This window comes from Halobacillus campisalis (assembly GCF_030345335.1).
GTDB classification, from domain to species: Bacteria; Bacillota; Bacilli; order Bacillales; family Halobacillaceae; genus Halobacillus_A; species Halobacillus_A campisalis.
The window spans coordinates 194,670-214,699 of sequence record NZ_JAPVRC010000006.1 but is presented as its reverse complement, the minus strand read 5'-3'; the positions used below and the strand labels follow the sequence as shown (position 1 = coordinate 214,699).

The window sequence follows — 20,030 nt, the reverse complement described above, 5'->3', positions numbered from 1 at the left end:
TTTACCCACCTCGCTTGTAATTATGCCTCGAAGTCCTCTTTTCTTGCAAATGATCAGCCAGTAATTTCGCTCCCTGCATAACGATAGGGATACCTCCTCCAGGGTGAATAGACGCCCCTACAGCATATAAATTATCTACAGGGTAAGGCTGAAGCTGAGGGCGAAAAACACCGGATTGAAATAAAGTCGGTGCAATTCCAAAACTTCCTCCTGCAAAAAGCCCCTCTTTGGATGCGTCTTCTGGAGTTCTCACTTTCATCCACTCGATATGTTCTCGTAAATTCGGAAAACCCCTGTTTTCCATTTCATCGAGAACTGCTTGAACGAGAACTTCCCGATCTTTCCAATCTACCATTTCCCCCGCAGGGACCGGTATCAGCGTATAAAGTACACCTTTCCCTTCAGGAGCTAAAGAAGAATCAATCAATGAAGGCTGGAAGGTGTAAAAAGACGGGTCTTCAGGCAAAATCTTTTGGGTAAATACTTGATTCATATGAGCGTCGAAATTATCAGACATGAAAAATTGATGAATAGTGTCATTTTCAAAATGTCTATTAACCCCCATATAAATGAGCACACAGCCTGATGATGGAGTATATTTACGATTTAATCGATCTTTTTTATTGAAAAGTTTGTCCATCACGGGGAAGTCACCGTTTAAAACCACCTGATCGACGGGTGTTGTAACACCTGAGACCTCTATATTATTGATTCGTTTATTCGTTATCGGCAATTGCTCGACTTCACTTTTCGTGTGTATTTCCACTCCTCTGTTTACTAATTCTTGGACAATTAGATCCACAAGGTGTGCATACCCACCCTTCATATACCAGATTCCGTGGGTATGCTCACTGTAAGAGACCAATGAATACATTGCAGGTGATTGTTCAGGGTGTCCACCTATATATAAAGTTTGAAGTGTATAAGCTTCGACCAGACGCTCATCGTTAAAATAGCTCCTCATCATTTTCTTTACATTTTGATAAGCTTTCAGCCTCAACAGGGTTTGAAGGTTTTTACGAGTGAAAAAGCTTTTCTTGTCTACAAATGATTGTTCTAGAAACTGCTCTTTTCCTTGCATAAACCTTAGCTTCATATCCTTGAGAAATCGATCATAACCTTGTTCATTCCCCGGGAACTTTTTGTTTAGTTCTTCTTTTTGCTTTTCTGTATCTGCATATTTCGTATAAGTAGTTCCGTCCTTGAAATGAATGTGATAAAGCGGGTCACAAAGCTCAATTGGAATTTCCTCACGTCTCATTCCGCCTTCTTCCAATATATCTAACAGCATATCAGGAAGTAAAATAATGGTAGGTCCTTGATCGATCTTATACTCTCCGTGCCTTTCGTAAGTGAGACGCCCACCAAGATAGTCATTTTTCTCAAAAATTGAAATGCGGTCATTTCCCTTATTAGACAAGAGCAAAGCAGTAACTAGTCCGCCAATCCCTCCTCCTACAATAGCTGTATGAGACTTTATCATTGGGCCGCCTCCATTTCGTTTATCCAGTTCGTCGTAATTCTTGCAGATTCAAGAATGGTCGGCAGTCCGCTTCCGGGATGCGTTCCTCCTCCTACCAACCAGCAGTTATCAAATTCCTGAAATCGATTGTGAGGACGGAAATACATCATTTGAGAAAGTTGATGACCCATACTGAACGTTGCTCCTTTATGCACGAAATGGTCTGTTTCCCACTGCATCGGTGTCAAAACTTTCTCTTCAACAATGTGAGCACGAAGGTTGTTAAAACCTGTCTTCTGTTCCACTTCATTTAAGACAAGTTCTTTAAATTGCTCTTCTTTATCTGCCCAGTCGATTTCTGCGTAATTATTTGGCACTGGTGCTAATATATAGATTGCTGAGTGACCTTCTGGTGCTAATGTAGGATCTGTAACACTGGCATTATGAATGTAAATCGATGGCTCCTTTGAAAGCACTAAATCCTTAGTCATTTCTTCGACATTTTTTTTATAATCTTCAGCAAACAATATCGTATGATGTGGCATATCGTACAATTTATCGACACCGGCATAAATCATGAAAGTCGAACAGGAATACTTTTTCTTTTCAATCTTTTCTTTTGAATATTTCTTAAGGGTATCATCTTTTATCAAGTGGCTCATAGCTTGAGCGAAATCGGCATTAACAATAACCTCATCCGCTTCAAACGTTTCTCCTGAATCGAGCTTTATACTGGATATCCTTTTCCCATCCAGCATAAATTCCTGGACTCCCTGATTTAAATGAATAGCGCCGCCATGTTCTTCCGTTACTTTAGCCATAGCTTTAGAGAGCTGGTTCACCCCACCTAACGGGTGAAAAACTCCGTATTCATGCTCCATATAGGATAAGATGGAAAAGGCGCCTGGGCATTCCCATGGTGACATTCCCAGATACTTAGCCTGGAAGGTAAAGGCGATTTTTAAATTCTCATCAGTGAAATAGTCCGATAAAACATCGTATACAGACTTTCCTAATGAAAGCCTTGGCAGCGCCTTTAAGGCTCTTTTACTGACATAATCCCTCAAACGATGGTGTCGGGTTTGCAGCAATGGAAGCAAGGCGTTCATCTTTTTTCTCGTATCTTCCATGAAATTCAAGTAACCTTGTTCATTCCCCGGGAAATGCTTTGCAATCTCAGCTAACATTTTTGTACGATCCCGATACATAGGGACACGCTTATCCGAAAATTGCAGCTCGTACATAGGCGCTAACTCTACCAGGTCTAAGTAATCATGAACATTTCTGTGGGATTGATTAAACAGCTCTTCTACAATATGAGGCATACTTAGGAACGTCGGCCCTATATCGAATGTATATGAGCCTAAATTAAAATGGCCGTTCCTTCCACCTACATAACCCTGCTTTTCAAAGACATGAACATCGTGCCCTTCGCTGGCTAGAATCATTGCAGCTGCTAATCCACCCGGCCCTGCACCTACTATTGCAATTTTCTTCATGGTCACTACACCTGCTCTCTAATACAAAACTTATACAAAAAGTATACAAATGAAATATGTAACTTGCAATTGATTACATTTGTTTAATGTGCTTATGCTAAATTTTGGATTTTAATATGTTTTATATTCCACGATACCCTTCGATAAACTTATATACTCTAAGTTTACCTTATAATATTTCACTTTCTAATAGTTTCTTTACAATAATGTGAAAATTAGAAGAAGGTTATTAATTGTGACCATCAGTTAATAACTAAAATGGTAAAAAAAAGCAATGAAAATGACGCTACTCTATTTGAACCTTTGGCAAAGCTAATTTTTAAAATGGAGACAGAGCCGCCCTTTCTAAAAACCGATCGTAAGCCAGGTTATGTTTGATCGAGCTGGCAGCAGATGCTTTGCAGGTAATGAAGATTGTTTATTTTTCGCCCATACGATCTTTCATCATATGCATAGGCTGAAATGTAGACACTTGGGAGGTGAGATCATGTACGCAAACAGTCCATACCAACACGGGCGCAGGTGCCCTAGACCAGGCAGCAGTTTCGCTTTAATTGTTGTGTTGTTCATCCTACTGATCATTGTAGGTGCAACATTCTATTGCTGATAAAAAAAGCTGTCCCGCTTATTACAAGCGGGGCAGCTTTTTACTTAACCGATTAATATTCGTTCTTTAGGATAATGGTAATTCGTTGATTTCCTATCATTTGAGAAACTGAACAAGAATGTCAATATGCCGATCCTTCCAATAAACATAAGAATCATTAGTACGGCTTTCCCGAACGAACTCAATCCTGGGGTTATGCCTAAAGAAAGTCCAACGGTTCCAAATGCAGAACACACTTCGAAAATAATTTCATTGAGTGAGAACGGCTCGCTGATGGTTAGAGCTATTACAGCTGTGAATACTGTAATCAGCGCCATAATAGTTACCACTACGGCCCTATTCAAATCCTCGTGATGGATTTCTCTTCGAAAGACGCGAATATTCTTTTCTCCACGAGCAAAAGTCAAAATGAAAATGACAACAAGTGCAAACGTGGTGGTTCTAATACCCCCTCCTACGCTGCTTGGGGATGCACCAATGAACATAAGCGATGACATGAAAAGCTGAGTATGTTCAGCAAATTCATTAATATCCATAGTTGCAAGCCCTCCGCTCCGTGTCGTAACGGATTGGAACAGTGCATAGAAAAACATCTCATGCCAGCTTTTATCAGCGAAAAAATTATTGAATTCAAGCGCGATAATCATGACAACACCATAAAGAATTAGCGCAAAAAATGTGAATGACGTTAATTTAGCGAATAATGAAAACTGTATGGTTCGAATTTCATAATTGTTGAAAAGATACTGCTTAACTTCAATCAGTACAGGGAAACCTATTGCACCAGCTACAATTAAAATCATATTGATGAATTGGACAAAATAATCATCACTGAAAGGAATAAGCGACTGTCCGGTAATATCGAATCCTCCGTTAGTCATAGCACTTATCGCACCAAAAAAACCTTGAAGATAGGCTTCGCCAGGATCATAATATTGTAAAAAGTAAGTTCCTAATGTTAAAAACCCTATAAATTCAATAATCAATACGACAATGACGATTTCTTTCACCATTCGAACCATGCCTTGGAAAGAGGTCTGGTTCTGGTCCGTCATAATTAGTCGGCGCTCTTTCAAACCGATTTTTTTCCCCATAACCAGCCATATCATTGTTCCAACAGTCATAACACCTATTCCGCCAAACTGAAGGACAAAGGCTAAAATGAAATAACCTGTGGTACTGAATGTTTCAGCAGTCGGAACAGTCGTCAGCCCTGTCACGCTGACAGCACTTACTGCCGTAAATAATATGTCAATAAACGACAATTCCACCCCTGGATTGTGAGCTACTGGCAGGGCAATTAAAATGGATGAAATTGTAACAGCAAACAAATAAAACATCGCAATCAATTGGAATGGGGATAATGCATTAATCCATCTCCAACTGCGCTTTCTCACCCATAACATAAATTTTTGCCCCTTTTAATTCATTATGTACTAGACGAAGCGCCTATGCCCCGGCTTCTTCGCCTCTTCTTCTGAACTCGTCAAGAAGCTCGTCTCCTTGATATCCTTCATCCAATAATGTTTTAAGTACTTTTTCAATATTTTCTCTTCGTCGATCGATCATCGTCCCCATGAATATCACATTCATATCATTTCCGATTACATTCATATCAATTACTTTTGCTATAAATGTTGCCGGCTGATTACTGCTTTTAGTAATTTTAACTTGTATGAACAATTCTTCTTCCGTTTGTAAAATGCTGCTGAAGTACTCTTCATATATATTATCCACGTATGCTTCAATAACCCAGCGTCCTCGATCATCCTCACGATTTATAATTAAACCATCATTCAGCTTAATCCTTCTTTGAGTTATGTCTTCGTTTTTCTCTTCCACAATATCAAGGGATACAAGCTTAAAGGTTTTCACAGTCTGCACCTCCGTATGAATTCTATCATCATTATAGATGAGGATAAAGGATTGAGCAAAGTATCCTTTCAATTTTATTTTAATTTTGGCTCTGTTAAATTTCCGTATTGATATTCAAATAAGCTCCCTTTAGTGGAAGACTCAGATTCGAGATATTCGGGCCGTTTCCGTTATGAGTGACAGCGTTTAGAGCTCCGTGAAATCACTGCTTTCCGCGCCGCCCTGATCCACTCACCAAATGTCTCGAAATCAAGGCTTCCACAATCCTGCCATATTGTTGAATAACTCACTTATCAATATCAACAACCAACTTTAACATAGCCTATTTTTAAAAAGGCTCTGCTGAATTTCTTTATTGATCAATAAATCCCCTTGTTTGGAAGGTACTCGAAACTACCTTTTAAGTGAAGGAATCTTGAGAAACTGATAAGTAGTCTAAAAATGAAAAGCGGACTCATCATTTAATGAGTCCGCTTTTTTTATCCCCCTATATATGACATTTCAATTTTATTTTTAACCGGTTTTTTATTTTTACGATCTATAGAATATTGATCATCACGTCTTGTCCATATTTTTACCAGTTTAGAGATGATGGCTTTATCCTCTTCTTCGCTGCGCAGCATCTTCTTAATGTCATACCCTTCTGATGCGAACAAGCAAGTGAATAGCTTACCATCTGCAGACAGGCGCACTCTTGTGCAACTGCTGCAAAATGCGTCTGTCACGGATGAAATGACCCCTATCTCTGAAGACCCATCTTTGTATCGATAACGATTGGCAACTTCCCCATAATACTTTGGTTCCAACGTTTCTAAAGGGAGTTCTTGATGAATTTCATCGATAATTTCTTTTTTTGAAACGACAGTATCCATGTTCCAGCCATTGTGGTTTCCTACGTCCATAAATTCAATGAATCTTAATGTGTCTCCTGTCTCCTTGAAATAACGTGCCATGGGAAGTATCTGGTCTTCATTCATCCCTTTTTTTACGACCATGTTGATCTTGATTGGCAGTCCAGCCTCTCTTGCAGCTTCTATACCTTTAATTACGGGCGCCGTCTTGATTCCGCGACCGTTCGTTTTTTTGAAAACATCATCTTCTATAGCGTCCAGACTGATATTGACACGATCCAGTCCTGCTGCTTTTAATTTTTGCGCCTGTCTTACTAGAAACACAGCATTGGTTGTGATCGCTACATCTTTTATTCCCTCAACTTGTTTAATTCGAGTAATTAATTCATCCATGTTTTTGCGCATCAAAGGTTCCCCACCAGTAATACGGACTTTTTCAGTGCCGAATTGGGCGAATATTTTAACCAATCGAACGATTTCATCAAAGCTTAACAATTCTGATTGGGGCATAAATGCATAATCATCGCCGAAAATTTCTGCAGGCATGCAATAAGTACAGCGGAAATTACACTGATCAATTACGGAGATGCGTAAGTCTTTCATCGGTCTCTCGTGTTTGTCTAAAACGTATTGAACCAAAGTCGACATCCCCTTTCTTAATTTAAGCGTCTATTTGAAAAAACTGTGATCCCTCATTTGGGCTCAAAAGAAGGACTTGAACCTCGTCCCCTTTTTGGTAACCTCTAGTGCCGCCTTTTAAAATTATAAATGCGTTTGTGTGCGCAAGTGAAGTTACAACGGCTGATTTATCAATTCCTGCGGGGTGCACTGTAACTTTTCCTTTTTCATAAGCTACGGACCCTCTTATAAAACGGGTAAATGGATTAGGTTTCATTATATCAGTTCCTAGAATACCCTCAATGATTGAGTGATACGGCTCAGTTTTATTTAATGATTTTTGGATATAAGGATATACATATAACTCGAACCCTACATAACAGGCTGAGGGATTGCCAGATAGACCGAACATTAACTGTCCGTTGACTTGAGCAACAGTTGTGACACTGCCCGGTCTCATTGCGATTTTATTAAAAAGGACCTCTGCTCCCAATTTTTCATATACGTCAGGCATCAAGTCATAATCACCTACAGATACTCCGCCAGTAGTAATGAGCATATCCACCTTATTCAAAGCCTCACTTACCGCTTCATAACAACGATCAAATTCATCCGCCAGCTTTCCTAGATATAAAGGTTCCGCACCGCTCCGTTCAATCTGAGCTGTTACCATATATGCATTGGAATTGCGGATTTTTCCTGGCTCTAATGCCTGATCTACATCAAGAAGCTCTGTCCCCGTTGCAAAAACTCCAACTACCGGTTTTCGGTAGACTTGCACGTTTGAATAACCGAATGTGGCTAGTAAAGCTTTGACCCCAGGATTTATTTCCGTGCCTTTTTCAACCAATAAGGTTCCCTTTTTTGTTTCTGAGCCCTGCTCAATAATATTCTGTCTTTTTTCCATTGGGCGTTTAATTGTCATATAAGACTTGTCCTCTGCCTCATAGGTTTGGCATATTTCGAACATCGCTACACAATCAGCACCTTCAGGTATTTCTGCTCCTGTCATAATACGAACAGCTTCTCCAGGTGCAATAGCCCGGCTGGCTCTATGTCCGGCACCAATTTCTTCTATAACATGAAGATGGACCGGAGATGTTTTTGAAGCATCATTCGTACTTTCCGAATTGATTGCAAAACCGTCATAAGGAGATTTATTGAATGGAGGAATAGAATGAGTGGCTACTATATCTTCAGCCAGAATTCTATCATAACTGTTCTCAATTTTTACTTTCTCTATATAATTTTCTGCTTCTAAACTAAGCACACGCTTCACCGCTTCTGCAACAGGTATTGGCTCTCTATGTAAATTCATTTTCTTTCCTACCTTCTAATAACGTCTTTAATTGACCATAACGAAAATTATAATAAAATACAAAAATTTTAAAGCATAAAAAAATCCTTCCCCGACTCAGGTAAGGATTTAAATCTAGTACAAGTTGTGGTATTGAGCTTTTCGATTCAATAGTTTTTCCTTAGCTTTCTTATATTCCTCCTGCTTTACAGTATTACTATTCTTCTTTACTGTAATTGAAACTCTATAGAAAAAAATGTTAAAGACCATCAGACCTCTTCCTTCCTCAAATGAATAATCCGTGTTAAAAAAGCCACAAGATTACCTTACGCGAGGTCTAATCAGAGGATGTGTACTATTCTGCTTCTATATTATTTTCATAATAGTCTGTTATTTTCTTATCGAGAACACTGAGGTTTTTGATCGCGCTGCTTGGGCTCATTTTATTGTAATGATGCAGCCCATTCGGCTGTTCATCTTTGCGGTCAGCTTCTGCCACTACATCCTGTAACGAAGTTCTTTTCCCTGACAATGAAAAAGGAAGGTAGCTGTCTGTGTGCAGCAATACAGCTAAAGAAACTTCTTTTGCTACTAAGCGGTCTTCCCCTAGACGAATGAGCAATTTATGGGCTCTTTCAGCTCCTTTAATCGCATGGATATCATGTTTTCTATACTCCTCATAATCCCATTTCCCATCAAGGTACCATTCGTAATGTCCCATGTCATGCAGGAGAGCAGATTTTGTGGCTAAGTCGGGAGATACTGAAGCTTCAAGTGCTAAATCATAGGCATAGCCTGCCACTGTGACCGCATGATGTATTCCTGAGCGCTGCAAATACTTCTGAGTAATTCTATGTTTAAAAACGTCTACTAAAGTTACGCGGGCCATCCTATCACCTCTTTTCAAAAGAATATACCATTTTATCAGGTGAATCCTCAAGCACTCCGTTTACTTTAATGGTTTATATTTTCATGGAATAAGGAAATAGAAACAAAGTATAGGAGGAAATAAAATATGAAATTTGCAAACGATACAGTATTAATTACAGGGGCAAGCAACGGGATTGGCAGACATCTTGCTCACGCTTACTCTAGAAATGGCGCTACAGTAATCATGGCCGACCATGACGCAGAGCACGGAAGGCAATTGTTAGGAGAAATACGTGAAAATGGTGGAGATGGCTTTTTCTTCTACTGTGATGTCAGCGACCCTCAGTCGATTGATCAGCTATATAATAAAATACTAGATGAAGTGGGATCTTTTACTATATTAATTAATAATGCCGGTATTAGTGAATTTCAACCATTAGAAGAGCTGTCAGTGGAAAGCTGGGATTCGATCATCAATACGAATTTACGAAGTGTTTTTTTACTTTCAAAACATGCGACACAAATTTGGAAAAAGAACGGGGTAAATGGAAGAATCGTAAATCTCGCTTCAACTCGCGCTTACATGTCAGAACCGAATTCTGAAGGATACGCAGCAAGTAAAGGCGGAATTATAGGTATCACCCACGCTCTTGCAGCTTCTCTATCTGAATTTCAAATTCGAGTGAATTCGATCAGTCCCGGATGGATCCAAACAGAAAACTATTCTGATCTAAGAGAGATCGATCATAAACAACACATGAGTAATCGGGTAGGAAAGCCTGAAGATGTAGCAAAAGCCTGCTTTTATCTGACAGATGAAGAGAACGATTTCTTAACAGGAACTGACTTGACGGTAGATGGAGGAATGACAAGAAAAATGATTTATGAACATTGATATCTGTCATGTTTTAAAAAAAGATGACTCGGGTAATATTATTGTAAGAAAATGAAGCAGCAGGGGGGTGAAAGGAATGAGTCAATTATCTTCTTATCAAATTCGTTTCAACCAGCCATTATCTACTACTCAGATTGTAAATATTTATAAATACTCTTCCAATAAAGAGCGCAACATTTACCTGCACCAGGACCATTTGATCGCAGATGCCGGTCACTTAACTAAACTGTTATCTTTCTTTTTGTTCGTGAATACAGACCAGCCTGCGGTAATGATCATTGATGGTGAAAACATTGAAGAAGTCTATCATACGATACACAATGAACTGGAAGACTGTATTGATGATATCAGTGTTCGTTCCAAATACAGCGAGGCTCAAGTGAATAGTCAAACATCTATATTCGTTTAATCATCTTTAATGAGGTGTATAAAATGAGCCAGCCTTCAGGTAATCAAAAAGAAGATCAATCCAGCCGGAAAACCAGTGGTTCATTGGAACGATTGAAGTATATTCTTTATTTACTTATATTTTTTTCAATACTTTGGGTCATTGCAAATTACTTATTAGTTTAAATTGAATAGATAAACAACAATGCCGATATCCTCTTGACGAGGAATATCGGCATTGTTTATCTTTTATTTAACGAAATAAACTGATTTGAACAGGAAACATTATAATTAGAAGCCTGTTTTATTCGGCTTGCTTCATCAATCAGTCAAACCACCCTTTGTTCTTGAACCAAAAGAACATTCCGACTGCCATAACGATCATCAGTCCCCACACTACGAAATAACCATACTCTGTATTCAGTTCCGGCATGTTCATAAAATTCATCCCGTACACTCCTACAACGAAAGTCAACGGCATGAAAATAACTGAAATCACTGTAAGAATCTGCATTGTCCGGTTTGTCTCATGAGAGTTCAAAGATAAATAGCTGTCTCTTATATCCTGAGTCATTTCCCGATTCGACCCGACGATTTCAGCTACCTTTATCAGATGGTCATAAATGTCGGCAAAGTACTCTCTTCTCTCTTTCACTCCATCTAGATGATGCGTATTCAACATCCGGTATAGCAGGTCTCTCATAGGATGTACCGTTTGCCTTATTCGCAGCAGCTCTCCTCTGCGGTCAAATAATTCTTCTAACAACTGTTCCATAGACAAATTCTGTGTATTATCTTCTATTTCGTTGATATGATCTTCTATTTCATACACGATTGGAAAATAACGGTCCACGACTTTATCTAATAGTTGATAAAGAACATAATACTCATCCAGCTCCTGCTGATTTTTATGTCGGGTCAGCATACTTTTTACAGCTTCTATTTCTTTAGAAGGCTCTTTGTGAAATGTAACCACAAACCCCTCACCAAGGAACAAATTGATTTCCTGGCGGTCCATTGACTCTTGATGCAGGGCATGAAATACAAAAAAAGTATGGTCCTCGTAATAATCAAGCTTTGGTCTTTGCAAGTCATGCAAACAGTCTTCTATAGCTAAGGGATGAAACTGAAAGTATGTATCTAAACATTTCACTTCTTCCTCAGTCGGAGAATCAAGGTCCACCCAATACCATTCTACAGCAGCCTGATCCATATTTTCTAAAGAAGTAAAAGTTTGAAGACCTTCTTCTTTTGAATAACCGTAAACACTTATCATATAATCACCCTTTTCTGCTTACGAAAATTAATTACCCTGCTCATTCATTCTAAAACATACTTTTCATGAATCGTGTGATACGATGACTAATAAAGCTTTTCTTTTAGGAGGGGAAATCATGGTTGCTACAGAAACTAAATTGTTGAATAACAAACTACAATTAAGAAGTATTAATGAAGCAGATACCAAAACATTGTGGGAGCTGATTTACAGCAGCCCAAATCCTGAATGGAAAGAATGGGATGCGCCGTATTATCCCTTAGAACCCCACACTTTAGAAAGTTATCGCAGTCACGAGAACGCTCGAAAGGAACGAATTAAAAATGGGGAACCGGATTCGAGGCTTCTTATCGAAGTAGATAATGTAATCATCGGCACGGTCACATATTACTGGGAGCATAAGCCGTCATTATGGCTGGAGGTTGGTATCGGCATATATAATAAAGAGTATTGGAACGGGGGATATGGTACCTCTGCTTTAACGTTGTGGATAGACCACCTGTTTCAAAACTTACCTATTGCAAGAGCGGGTCTGACTACATGGTCCAGGAATGAAAGAATGATGCAAGTCGGACGTAAACTTGGGATGAAATTAGAAGGAAGAATGAGAAAGTGCAGAATCTATGAGGGAAAACATTACGACTCCATCCGTATGGGTGTTCTAAGAGAAGAATGGTACGAGCATATAAATAAAACGAAGGGCTTACTCCGTGAATTGGAATAAGCCCTTCTTCATGATTGTTTTCTTAGTCAAGCTGCTCATTTAAAGGAGGCACTATTTGCTTCTTGCGGGAAACTACACCTTCAAGGACGGCCTGATTGTCTTTCAGTTCCACTCCGAAGGCTTTATTTACAGAAGAAGCCTCATCACCTAAAGCAATGACTGTCGAATCATTTGTCAGGATGTCTGTGATTACAAATACAAACAAACCTAAAGATTTATCTGAAATCGTATTTTTAATCGCCTTTGAAATTTCACTTTTACGTAGAAGCACCTCTTCGGTATCTACTGTGTTTACTTGTGCAATCTCGACTTTAGAATTACCCATTGAAAACTCTTTAGCGTCTAGAGAAAGAAGCTCTTCTGCACTAAGTCCGCTTATATCTGCCCCGGCTTTCAATAATTCCAAACCATACGATTCAGCGTCAACACCTGCAATAGCCTCAAGCTCTTTCGCTGCCTTCACATCTTCGTCTGTGCACGTTGGAGATTTAAAAAGTAAAGAATCCGATATAATGGAAGAAAGCAATAACCCAGCTTGGCTCTTAGAGATTTCCTCCCCATTTTCTTTAAACATTTTAGTTAATATGGTAGCCGTACATCCAACAGGCTCAGCACGGTAATAAAGCGGACCATTGGTTTCAAAGTTCGCTATTCGGTGATGATCGATCACCTCAGCTACTTCCACTTCATCGATATCATCAACACTTTGCTGGCGTTCATTGTGGTCCACTAGAATGACTTTATCCACCTCATTCGCCACAGTTTCAACTAAACGCGGAGCGTCCACTTGGAAATAATCCAATGCGTATTGGGTTTCACTGCTTACTTCTCCCAAACGTACAGCTTCTGCCTCTTCCCCGATTTTGTTTTTCAGCTCAGCGTAAACAATAGCCGAACAAATGGTATCTGTATCAGGATTTTTATGACCGAATACTAATTTTTTTGTCATAAGACACTCTCCTTTTCTATTCGTTATGTAGTTAAACTCCAGTTCCGATTATAAGGGAAATTAATTGATACGTCTATCAGTGCGCCATAATGGATGATTCACCACTATGTTTACTATTCTAAAATAATGGTTATAGTACCCTAAATCTGTTAACAAGGAAGTGTAATGAATGAGAGCAGTTACTTACCAGGGCAAAGAAAAAATGGTCGTAAAGGATGTAAAAGACCCTTCTATAGAATTAAGTGATGATATGATTGTTCGAATTACTGCAAGTGGTATTTGCGGCTCTGACCTCCACTTATATAAAGGTGGTATTGAACCGGAGCAAGATTATATCGTCGGGCACGAACCTATGGGTATTGTAGAAGAGGTTGGACCAGACGTGAAAAATCTTAAAAAAGGTGATCGAGTGGTCATCCCATTCAATATTGGATGTGGAGAATGCTTTTTCTGCAGCAATCAAATGGAAAGCCAATGTGACAATTCCAACCCCCACAGTGATGCAGGCGGACTATTCGGTTTTACAGAACCATTCGGGAACTATCCTGGAGGACAAGCAGAATTTCTACGTGTACCTTATGCTGACTTCACCTCTTTTAAAGTGCCCGAATCAAGCAGCCTTGATGACGAAAGTGTGCTATTTTTATCTGACGTCATTCCAACAGCATACTGGAGTGTGGAAAATAGCGGAGTTAAGAATGGAGATACAGTAATTGTCTTAGGGAGCGGTCCTATAGGATTGATGACTCAGAAGTTCGCCTGGCTTAAAGGGGCTAAGCGAGTAATTGCTGTGGATCAAGTAGATCATCGCTTGAATCACGCTAAGAAAACGAACAATGTGGAAACCTATAATTTTAAAGATACTAAAGAAATCGGGCCTCTGCTTTACAATGAGACCAATGGCGGTGCCGACGTGATCATTGATTGTGTAGGCATGGATGGCACCGTCTCACCTGGTGAGGAATTCGGTTCTGACCATGATAATCAATTTGGAACAATCAGTCCGATTATTACAGCCTCACAATCAATTAGAAAATTCGGAACGGTACAATTGACTGGAGTATACGGTACAGAGGCCAACGCTTTTCCATTAGGTGACTTTTTCAGCCGCAACATTTCTTTAAAAATGGGACAGGCACCAGTTATTCATCTAATGCCGAAACTTTATGATATGGTTGAAAATAATGAATTTGATCCGACAGATATCATTACACACAGCATCAGTCTTGAAGATGCAGCCAAAGGTTATGATATTTTCGATAAAAAAGAAGATGGTAACATTAAAGTCATTTTAAAACCATAATTATAAATATTATAAGGTTCTACAAATAACAGTGTAGTGATAGATATAATGTAAAGCGGGAACTTTGCGGTTGCCGCTTTTTTTTATTGGTTTGCATGTCTTTTTTTGGGGAATTAAATGGTAGAATTTAAAATTGTATTGAAGGGGAAATGACACATGGCGACTACTTTATCTAAGGGAAAAAACAAAACGAATGGTGTGGATACTAACGAAGACATTAAACCTTGGATAAGAAGATTTGGGCGATTTGGACATATGGCGAAAGGGACCGTATATGCTCTAGTCGGTTTATTATCCTTAATGGCTGCCGTAGGAGTCGGTGGGAAAACAACCGGTACCGGCGGGATGTTTCAGTCCCTGGCTAGTATTCCGTTTGGTGAAATATTATTATGGATCATTGGAATCGGACTGATTGGTTATATTTCCTGGCTCGTCATTAAATCGATTAAGGATACATCACGTAAAGGAAGCGATAGTAAAGGGCTGTTTATCCGTTTTTGTTACTTGATCGGGGGCGTGATTTATGGTGCATTAGCCGTAAACGCTATTCAAATAGCCATGCACGCTGGCAGCGGTGGCGGTAATTCTGAAGAATCCATTTCAGCTCAACTCCTGTCCCAACCGTTTGGGGCCTGGCTTGTAGGACTTCTCGGGGCAATTATAATCGGCTACGGCGTTAGTGAATTTTACAGCGGCATTACTAAGAGATTCATGAAAAAATTCAATATTAGTGAGATGGATGACCATGAAAGGAAAATCGCCAAAAACTCTGGAAAAATGGGACTCATTTCGAGGGGAATTGTTTTAGGCACCGTCGGATTCTTTTTCATTCAGACAGCCTTCTCATCCAATCCAGATGAAGCAAAAGGTTTAGACGGGGCTTTGGCTGAAATATCACAACAACCTTTTGGCCAATGGATGTTAGGAATCGTTGCCGTAGGTTTAATACTATACGGTATATATGAAGTCATAAGAGGCCGTTATGAAAAAATGAGTTTCGGAAAACAATAGCACTTTATACCGACTTAAATGAAAGACCACACTCTTCTTCGTAGATGAAGCCTTAACTGAGTGATGTATAGAAGGGCTGGCCATAAAAGTCTATTTATGGCCAGCCCTTCTTCTTTTTTAATAACTACTAGAACTTTTTGGAATTAGGACTATGAAGAATTCGATTTGTCCGATGAGCCCCATATTTTTCTTTAAGTTCTAATCTTTCAAGCTCGCGAGTGAGCTTGTGATAGCTTTTCAAACGATCAATGGTCATGCCCCCATTAGATATAGCAGCCTGCACCGCACACCCTGGTTCCTCGTTATGTTCACAATCACGAAATTTACAGTCCTCAGCCAGCTGATCAATATCAGAAAAACTTAAATCCAAAGATTCAGACTCTCCCCAAACTTGTATCTCCCTCATGCCGGGGGTATCCATAACGATAGAGCCGTTATGAAGAAGGAACATTTCTCGATGAGTTGTCGTGTGACGTCCTTTCCCATCCTGTTCTCTAACTTGATTCGTTAATAAAACGTCTTGACCTAATAACTGGTTGATGAGAGTCGACTTACCCACCCCGGACGATCCAATCAACGCATAAGTTTCCCCTGATTTCAGCTCAGACATAAAATCTTCCATACCATTTCCGTCAAAACTGCTTATCACATAAACAGGGACTGCAGGAATATAGTTTTCAATTTCCGCTCTATACTCATCATAATTCTCGACTAGATCACTTTTCGTACAAATGATAATTGGCTTAGCGCCACTTTCATAGGCTTGCATTACATACCTTTCCAGCCTTTGCAAGTTAAAGTCATTCTTTAACGCTGTCACTATAAATACGCTGTCTATATTTGCTGCAATCATCTGCTTTTGATGCAGAGTACCGGGTTCTTTTCGATAAAGTACTGTCTTTCTATTCAATACTTTGTGAATAATAGCTTGGTCATTCGAATGCGGTTTATGAACTACCCAATCACCGATGATCGGCCATTCATTAGATTCGTAGCGAAATTTACCTGACACTTGGGAGAAGTAGCTTTTTTGCTCATCCCATATGACAAAACTTTCACCATTCACTCTCGCAATTCGACCAATCTTTTCCTCACTCACTCGCTGTGACTTAACATACTCGGGCACTGTGGTTTTTTCCATTCTATTCCTCCTGAATTTAGGAGGACACCGATTCAGCTGATGGGTCCTCCATTTTTAAAATGTTGACATGGACGGGGTAGATCAATATAATTTCTCATAAAACATCAGCTCCTCTACATTAATTATTTTTATTATATCTTACTATCCAAGGTTTTGGTCAGTTGATTTTGATAAGTATAAATGATTAGTAATTGATTCTTCTTTTTATCATCCTCGCAATGTACCCCCTTTGCAGAAATTAGTTACTAAAATTTCAACTTGCCCCTTTTCTACAGGGTTGCTCCGATTTGTAAATTCATCATGACTTTTAATAAAACGAGAGAGTCTAAGCAGCAAAACAGCAAGACTTCGGTTGATGGCTGCGAGTGACTAACATGAATCTTTTATCAAAAAAGCCCTAAGCCAAATTTAATCAAAGTGGCTTAGGGCTTTTTGTTGTTGATTAGTTCATTTCTTCAAAAACTTGTTTAACTTTGGAAACAGCTTCCGAACTTCCATTCTCGACATTCTCGATCATCATGGATACTAATAAATCTTCCTGATCTGTATCCCATGCGATAAACCATCCGTTTTCCTGGCCATCTTCATCGTCGAGTGACTCTTTTAATTCTGCAGTCCCAGTTTTGCCAGCCAGACTTACGTTTTCTAGCTGAGGTTCATAAGCGGAACCTTCTGGATCATTGACTACTGCCTTAAGATCTTCACGGATGCGAGATGCAGACTCTTCACTAATTACATCTTCTCTCCAGATTTGTTCGGTCTCATCACTCTGAATAAGAGTTGGTTCTAGTAAATCTCCATTTGTAATGAACGGAGTGTACGTCATAGCAAGGTGAAGTGTACTCATTTGCACTTGTCCTTGCCCATAGCCTGTATCGGCTAGTAAAACATCCTCCGTGATTTCTTCCTCATTAGCAATTTGAGAATTCTCGATTGGGAAAGAGAAAGGGACTTCTTCTGAGAAACCAAAATTCTTGGATTTATCCATAAATGAATCCGCACCGATTTCTAATATGGAGCGAGCGAAATAAATATTGTCAGAGCGCACTAGAGCATCCCTTAGATCTACCTTGTCGTCTACATTTGCTCCATCAACTCTACTGACAGAGTAACCACCCCAGCCGTCTTCCGTATATGTTTTATCCGGGATCGACATTTCCTCATCAGGATCGATGTTGCCAGTTTCAAGTCCGATGGCTGCAGTAATCGGCTTGAATGTTGAACCTGGAGAATACGTCTTATTGAACCTATTAACTGTAGTCTCCACGCTGCTCCTACCTAAAATTATGTCATTAGGATCGTAGCTGGGCGAACTGACTAAGGCTTTCACTTCGCCTGTAGTTGGGTCAATAGCTGAAGAAGCTCCCGGTTCTTCTTCCATGCTCTCATATATAGCCTGCTGTAGTTCTTTATCGATGGTAAGATTGAAGTCTTCACCATCAACCGCTTCATTCTCTGCTAATACTTCTTTTTCTTCATCATTTTCATCAAGGATGGAAACCTTTCCTCCTGCCTGCCCTCGTAAATCATCTTCTAGTACATATTCAAGACCTGCCTGGCCTATTTGGTCTCCAGCAGAATAACCTTGATCACCAACCTCTTCAAGCTGTTCTGCAGTTACATCGGATATGTATCCAATTAAATGCGCTGCTGATTCCCCTTCAGGATAGACGCGGGCACTTTTTTCCTGAAGCTGTATACCTTCTATGCCGCTTATATTTTCAATTCTTTCCTCATCGCCGGCAGCAATCGATCCAACGGGTACGAAAGATGAAGCCTGAACCCAGGATTGATTAAGCTGTCCATCAATATCCTCTACAGATATATCTAAAATATCAGCTGCTTCTTCCTTCGCTTCTTCTTCGTTTTCACCTAACTCACCAGGGACAAATCCGACTTGCTGTACCTCTCCATTTTCAGCCAAAGGATCACCTTCAACATCAAAGATTTCACCCCTCTCAGGTGAAGTGGATTGTGCACTGACCGTATCTTCTTCCTCCATGCCAGGGAAAATCATAGAAGGATCCCAATTTACAAGCCATTTACCATCTTCTTCATTTTCTTCAAACGTTAGCTGCACCTCATTAGCAAAGTTAAGTGCACCCGCTAGTGTTTCCATTTCTGCTTCATAACTAAAGGACGGTTGATCTTCTTCAGCAAAATCTTCATCTTCTGCGGGTTCATCATATGTAATCAGAAGGTTATTCATATTTATTCCATCATAAATAGTAGAGTATCTTTCAACAAATTCTTGCTCATTAATTCTATCTTTTGATTGCTCGCTAAGTAACTCGTACATTTCCTCAAAATTCTCATCTTGCCAGGCTTGCATATAAGCTTCTAAAGTGCCTGAGGGTTCAGGTTGTTCAGAGCAGCCTAATAGAGCAAGTACCAGCAGCAGTAATGCTGTAATCTGTTTCATTTTTGCCTCCTTGTGCTTCATTATCCCTAAATTTTTGAAGCATTATAAGACAATTATATCAAATCAGATTATAAGATTATAATTTAAAGTGTTATAGATTTCTATCAACTTTTTTACCATTTAGTCTCTAGCATTGTTGATCTCTTTTTCTATAAATACACATAGATCGCCTACCGTAGGAAAATTTTCAAAATTATTATCAAATAAACTCGTTTGAACAGCGTCTAAATTGATTTCCCAGTACTTTATCAGTTCATGAAACGTTTTATTAAAAATTTCTTCGTCCTCGTTAAAAATTACTTTAAGAGAAGTATCTGTCGTGATGTGGTCCCCAAGGTGCTCAGGTTGGAAAACTCCATGTTTCTTCACATATTTAATTGTTGTCAAATAAATCTCGTATACAAGATTTTCATGAGTAGTCTTTTTCATCTCTTTTTTGGATTTATAGCGATCGAAGTCAAATACTTCTGCCATAAGAACCCCTCCCCGTGCTTAAGCAAATAAATATATAATAATAATTCTACTTTATTCAACAGAACCCTCTAATTACTATAAAAATTTTATGTAAACTTATACTTTTACACTCATGCCTCTTTCAAATATGACGTATGTTGATGTTTCTATACACTATAGTGCGGTATGATACAAATATCTGTAAGTCTCGAACGAGATTTCTTTAAATAATTTATGTTATCTTAAATAAAAAGTTATGATAAACATAGTTGTAGACTTTTCATAAAACAAGCGTACACTGGGGAATACTTGGCTTCTCACTGAACCATTCATCCTTACTGTCAGCCTAGAAATATTTCTCATTAGGAAATAATAGTTAACAAGATTAAT

At 39.2% G+C, this 20,030-nt stretch carries 19 protein-coding genes; 7 read left to right on the top strand and 12 right to left on the bottom strand.

The genetic code is table 11. The annotated features are described in order from the left end of the window. Position 1: 1 nt before the first annotated feature. Both O2Q26_RS13915 and O2Q26_RS13910 read right to left on the bottom strand, forming a co-directional pair. Positions 2-1,483, bottom strand: a complete 1,482-nt coding sequence (locus tag O2Q26_RS13915) for a phytoene desaturase family protein (protein ID WP_289216467.1) — start codon at positions 1,481-1,483, stop codon at positions 2-4. Continuing rightward, positions 1,480-2,961 (bottom strand): phytoene desaturase family protein, encoded by a 1,482-nt coding sequence (locus tag O2Q26_RS13910; RefSeq protein ID WP_289216466.1) that lies wholly within the window; start codon positions 2,959-2,961, stop codon positions 1,480-1,482. Before O2Q26_RS13910 ends, O2Q26_RS13915 begins: the two co-directional genes overlap by 4 nt. A 487-nt stretch (positions 2,962-3,448) precedes the next feature. Between O2Q26_RS13910 and O2Q26_RS13905 the strand changes: the two genes are divergently transcribed. Then, the gene (locus O2Q26_RS13905) at positions 3,449-3,568 is read left to right on the top strand and encodes a YjcZ family sporulation protein (protein WP_289216465.1); all 120 of its coding nucleotides are present in this window, start codon (positions 3,449-3,451) and stop codon (positions 3,566-3,568) included. Between the two features lie 44 nt (positions 3,569-3,612). Here the strand turns inward: O2Q26_RS13905 and O2Q26_RS13900 are convergent, their stop codons facing one another. From O2Q26_RS13900 to O2Q26_RS13880, 5 genes are all read right to left on the bottom strand, one after another. Beyond that, positions 3,613-4,974 carry a TrkH family potassium uptake protein gene (locus O2Q26_RS13900; protein ID WP_289216464.1) on the bottom strand — a complete coding sequence of 454 codons (1,362 nt, stop codon included), beginning with the start codon at positions 4,972-4,974 and terminating at the stop codon, positions 3,613-3,615. Positions 4,975-5,017: 43 nt separating this feature from the next. After that, positions 5,018-5,443, bottom strand: coding sequence for a YwpF-like family protein (locus O2Q26_RS13895; protein WP_289216463.1), 426 nt, complete (start codon positions 5,441-5,443; stop codon positions 5,018-5,020). A gap of 479 nt (positions 5,444-5,922) precedes the next feature. Next, positions 5,923-6,942, bottom strand: coding sequence for a GTP 3',8-cyclase MoaA (gene moaA, locus O2Q26_RS13890; RefSeq protein WP_289216462.1), 1,020 nt, complete (start codon positions 6,940-6,942; stop codon positions 5,923-5,925). Between the two features lie 13 nt (positions 6,943-6,955). Continuing rightward, on the bottom strand, positions 6,956-8,230 hold the full coding sequence (locus tag O2Q26_RS13885; RefSeq protein ID WP_289216461.1) for a molybdopterin molybdotransferase MoeA: 1,275 nt from the start codon (positions 8,228-8,230) through the stop codon (positions 6,956-6,958). 334 nt (positions 8,231-8,564) lie between these two features. After that, on the bottom strand, positions 8,565-9,098 hold the full coding sequence (locus O2Q26_RS13880) for an HD domain-containing protein (RefSeq protein WP_289216460.1): 534 nt from the start codon (positions 9,096-9,098) through the stop codon (positions 8,565-8,567). 126 nt (positions 9,099-9,224) lie between these two features. Between O2Q26_RS13880 and O2Q26_RS13875 the strand changes: the two genes are divergently transcribed. The 3 genes from O2Q26_RS13875 to O2Q26_RS13865 all read left to right on the top strand — a co-directional run bounded on the left by O2Q26_RS13875 (position 9,225) and on the right by O2Q26_RS13865 (position 10,547). After that, complete coding sequence (locus tag O2Q26_RS13875) at positions 9,225-9,974, top strand: SDR family NAD(P)-dependent oxidoreductase (RefSeq protein WP_289216459.1); 750 nt, start codon at positions 9,225-9,227, stop codon at positions 9,972-9,974. Positions 9,975-10,050: 76 nt separating this feature from the next. After that, positions 10,051-10,383, top strand: coding sequence for a hypothetical protein (locus tag O2Q26_RS13870; RefSeq protein WP_289216458.1), 333 nt, complete (start codon positions 10,051-10,053; stop codon positions 10,381-10,383). A gap of 23 nt (positions 10,384-10,406) precedes the next feature. Continuing rightward, complete coding sequence (locus O2Q26_RS13865; protein WP_289216457.1) at positions 10,407-10,547, top strand: hypothetical protein; 141 nt, start codon at positions 10,407-10,409, stop codon at positions 10,545-10,547. Between the two features lie 139 nt (positions 10,548-10,686). Here the strand turns inward: O2Q26_RS13865 and corA are convergent, their stop codons facing one another. Continuing rightward, a complete protein-coding gene (corA, locus tag O2Q26_RS13860; RefSeq protein WP_289216456.1) occupies positions 10,687-11,637 on the bottom strand; it encodes a magnesium/cobalt transporter CorA in 951 nt (316 codons plus the stop codon). A 118-nt stretch (positions 11,638-11,755) separates the two neighbouring features. On the opposite strand from corA, the gene O2Q26_RS13855 reads away from it, so the two are divergent. Next, positions 11,756-12,361: a GNAT family N-acetyltransferase gene (locus O2Q26_RS13855; RefSeq protein ID WP_289216455.1), complete on the top strand. Its 606-nt coding sequence runs from the start codon at positions 11,756-11,758 to the stop codon at positions 12,359-12,361. A gap of 22 nt (positions 12,362-12,383) precedes the next feature. Here O2Q26_RS13855 and O2Q26_RS13850 read toward each other — a convergent pair whose 3' ends face one another. Then, positions 12,384-13,310 carry a manganese-dependent inorganic pyrophosphatase gene (locus O2Q26_RS13850; protein ID WP_289216454.1) on the bottom strand — a complete coding sequence of 309 codons (927 nt, stop codon included), beginning with the start codon at positions 13,308-13,310 and terminating at the stop codon, positions 12,384-12,386. Between the two features lie 169 nt (positions 13,311-13,479). On the opposite strand from O2Q26_RS13850, the gene O2Q26_RS13845 reads away from it, so the two are divergent. Together O2Q26_RS13845 and O2Q26_RS13840 are read left to right on the top strand one after the other, a co-directional pair. After that, complete coding sequence (locus O2Q26_RS13845; protein ID WP_289216453.1) at positions 13,480-14,613, top strand: zinc-dependent alcohol dehydrogenase; 1,134 nt, start codon at positions 13,480-13,482, stop codon at positions 14,611-14,613. 156 nt (positions 14,614-14,769) lie between these two features. Continuing rightward, positions 14,770-15,624, top strand: a complete 855-nt coding sequence (locus O2Q26_RS13840; protein ID WP_289216452.1) for a DUF1206 domain-containing protein — start codon at positions 14,770-14,772, stop codon at positions 15,622-15,624. A 127-nt stretch (positions 15,625-15,751) separates the two neighbouring features. Here the strand turns inward: O2Q26_RS13840 and rsgA are convergent, their stop codons facing one another. The 3 genes from rsgA to O2Q26_RS13825 all read right to left on the bottom strand — a co-directional run bounded on the left by rsgA (position 15,752) and on the right by O2Q26_RS13825 (position 19,661). Continuing rightward, positions 15,752-16,765: a ribosome small subunit-dependent GTPase A gene (gene rsgA, locus O2Q26_RS13835; RefSeq protein WP_289216451.1), complete on the bottom strand. Its 1,014-nt coding sequence runs from the start codon at positions 16,763-16,765 to the stop codon at positions 15,752-15,754. Positions 16,766-17,207: 442 nt separating this feature from the next. Beyond that, positions 17,208-19,187 (bottom strand): penicillin-binding transpeptidase domain-containing protein, encoded by a 1,980-nt coding sequence (locus O2Q26_RS13830; protein WP_289216450.1) that lies wholly within the window; start codon positions 19,185-19,187, stop codon positions 17,208-17,210. A gap of 120 nt (positions 19,188-19,307) precedes the next feature. Next, complete coding sequence (locus O2Q26_RS13825; RefSeq protein WP_289216449.1) at positions 19,308-19,661, bottom strand: hypothetical protein; 354 nt, start codon at positions 19,659-19,661, stop codon at positions 19,308-19,310. Positions 19,662-20,030 lie beyond the last annotated feature (369 nt).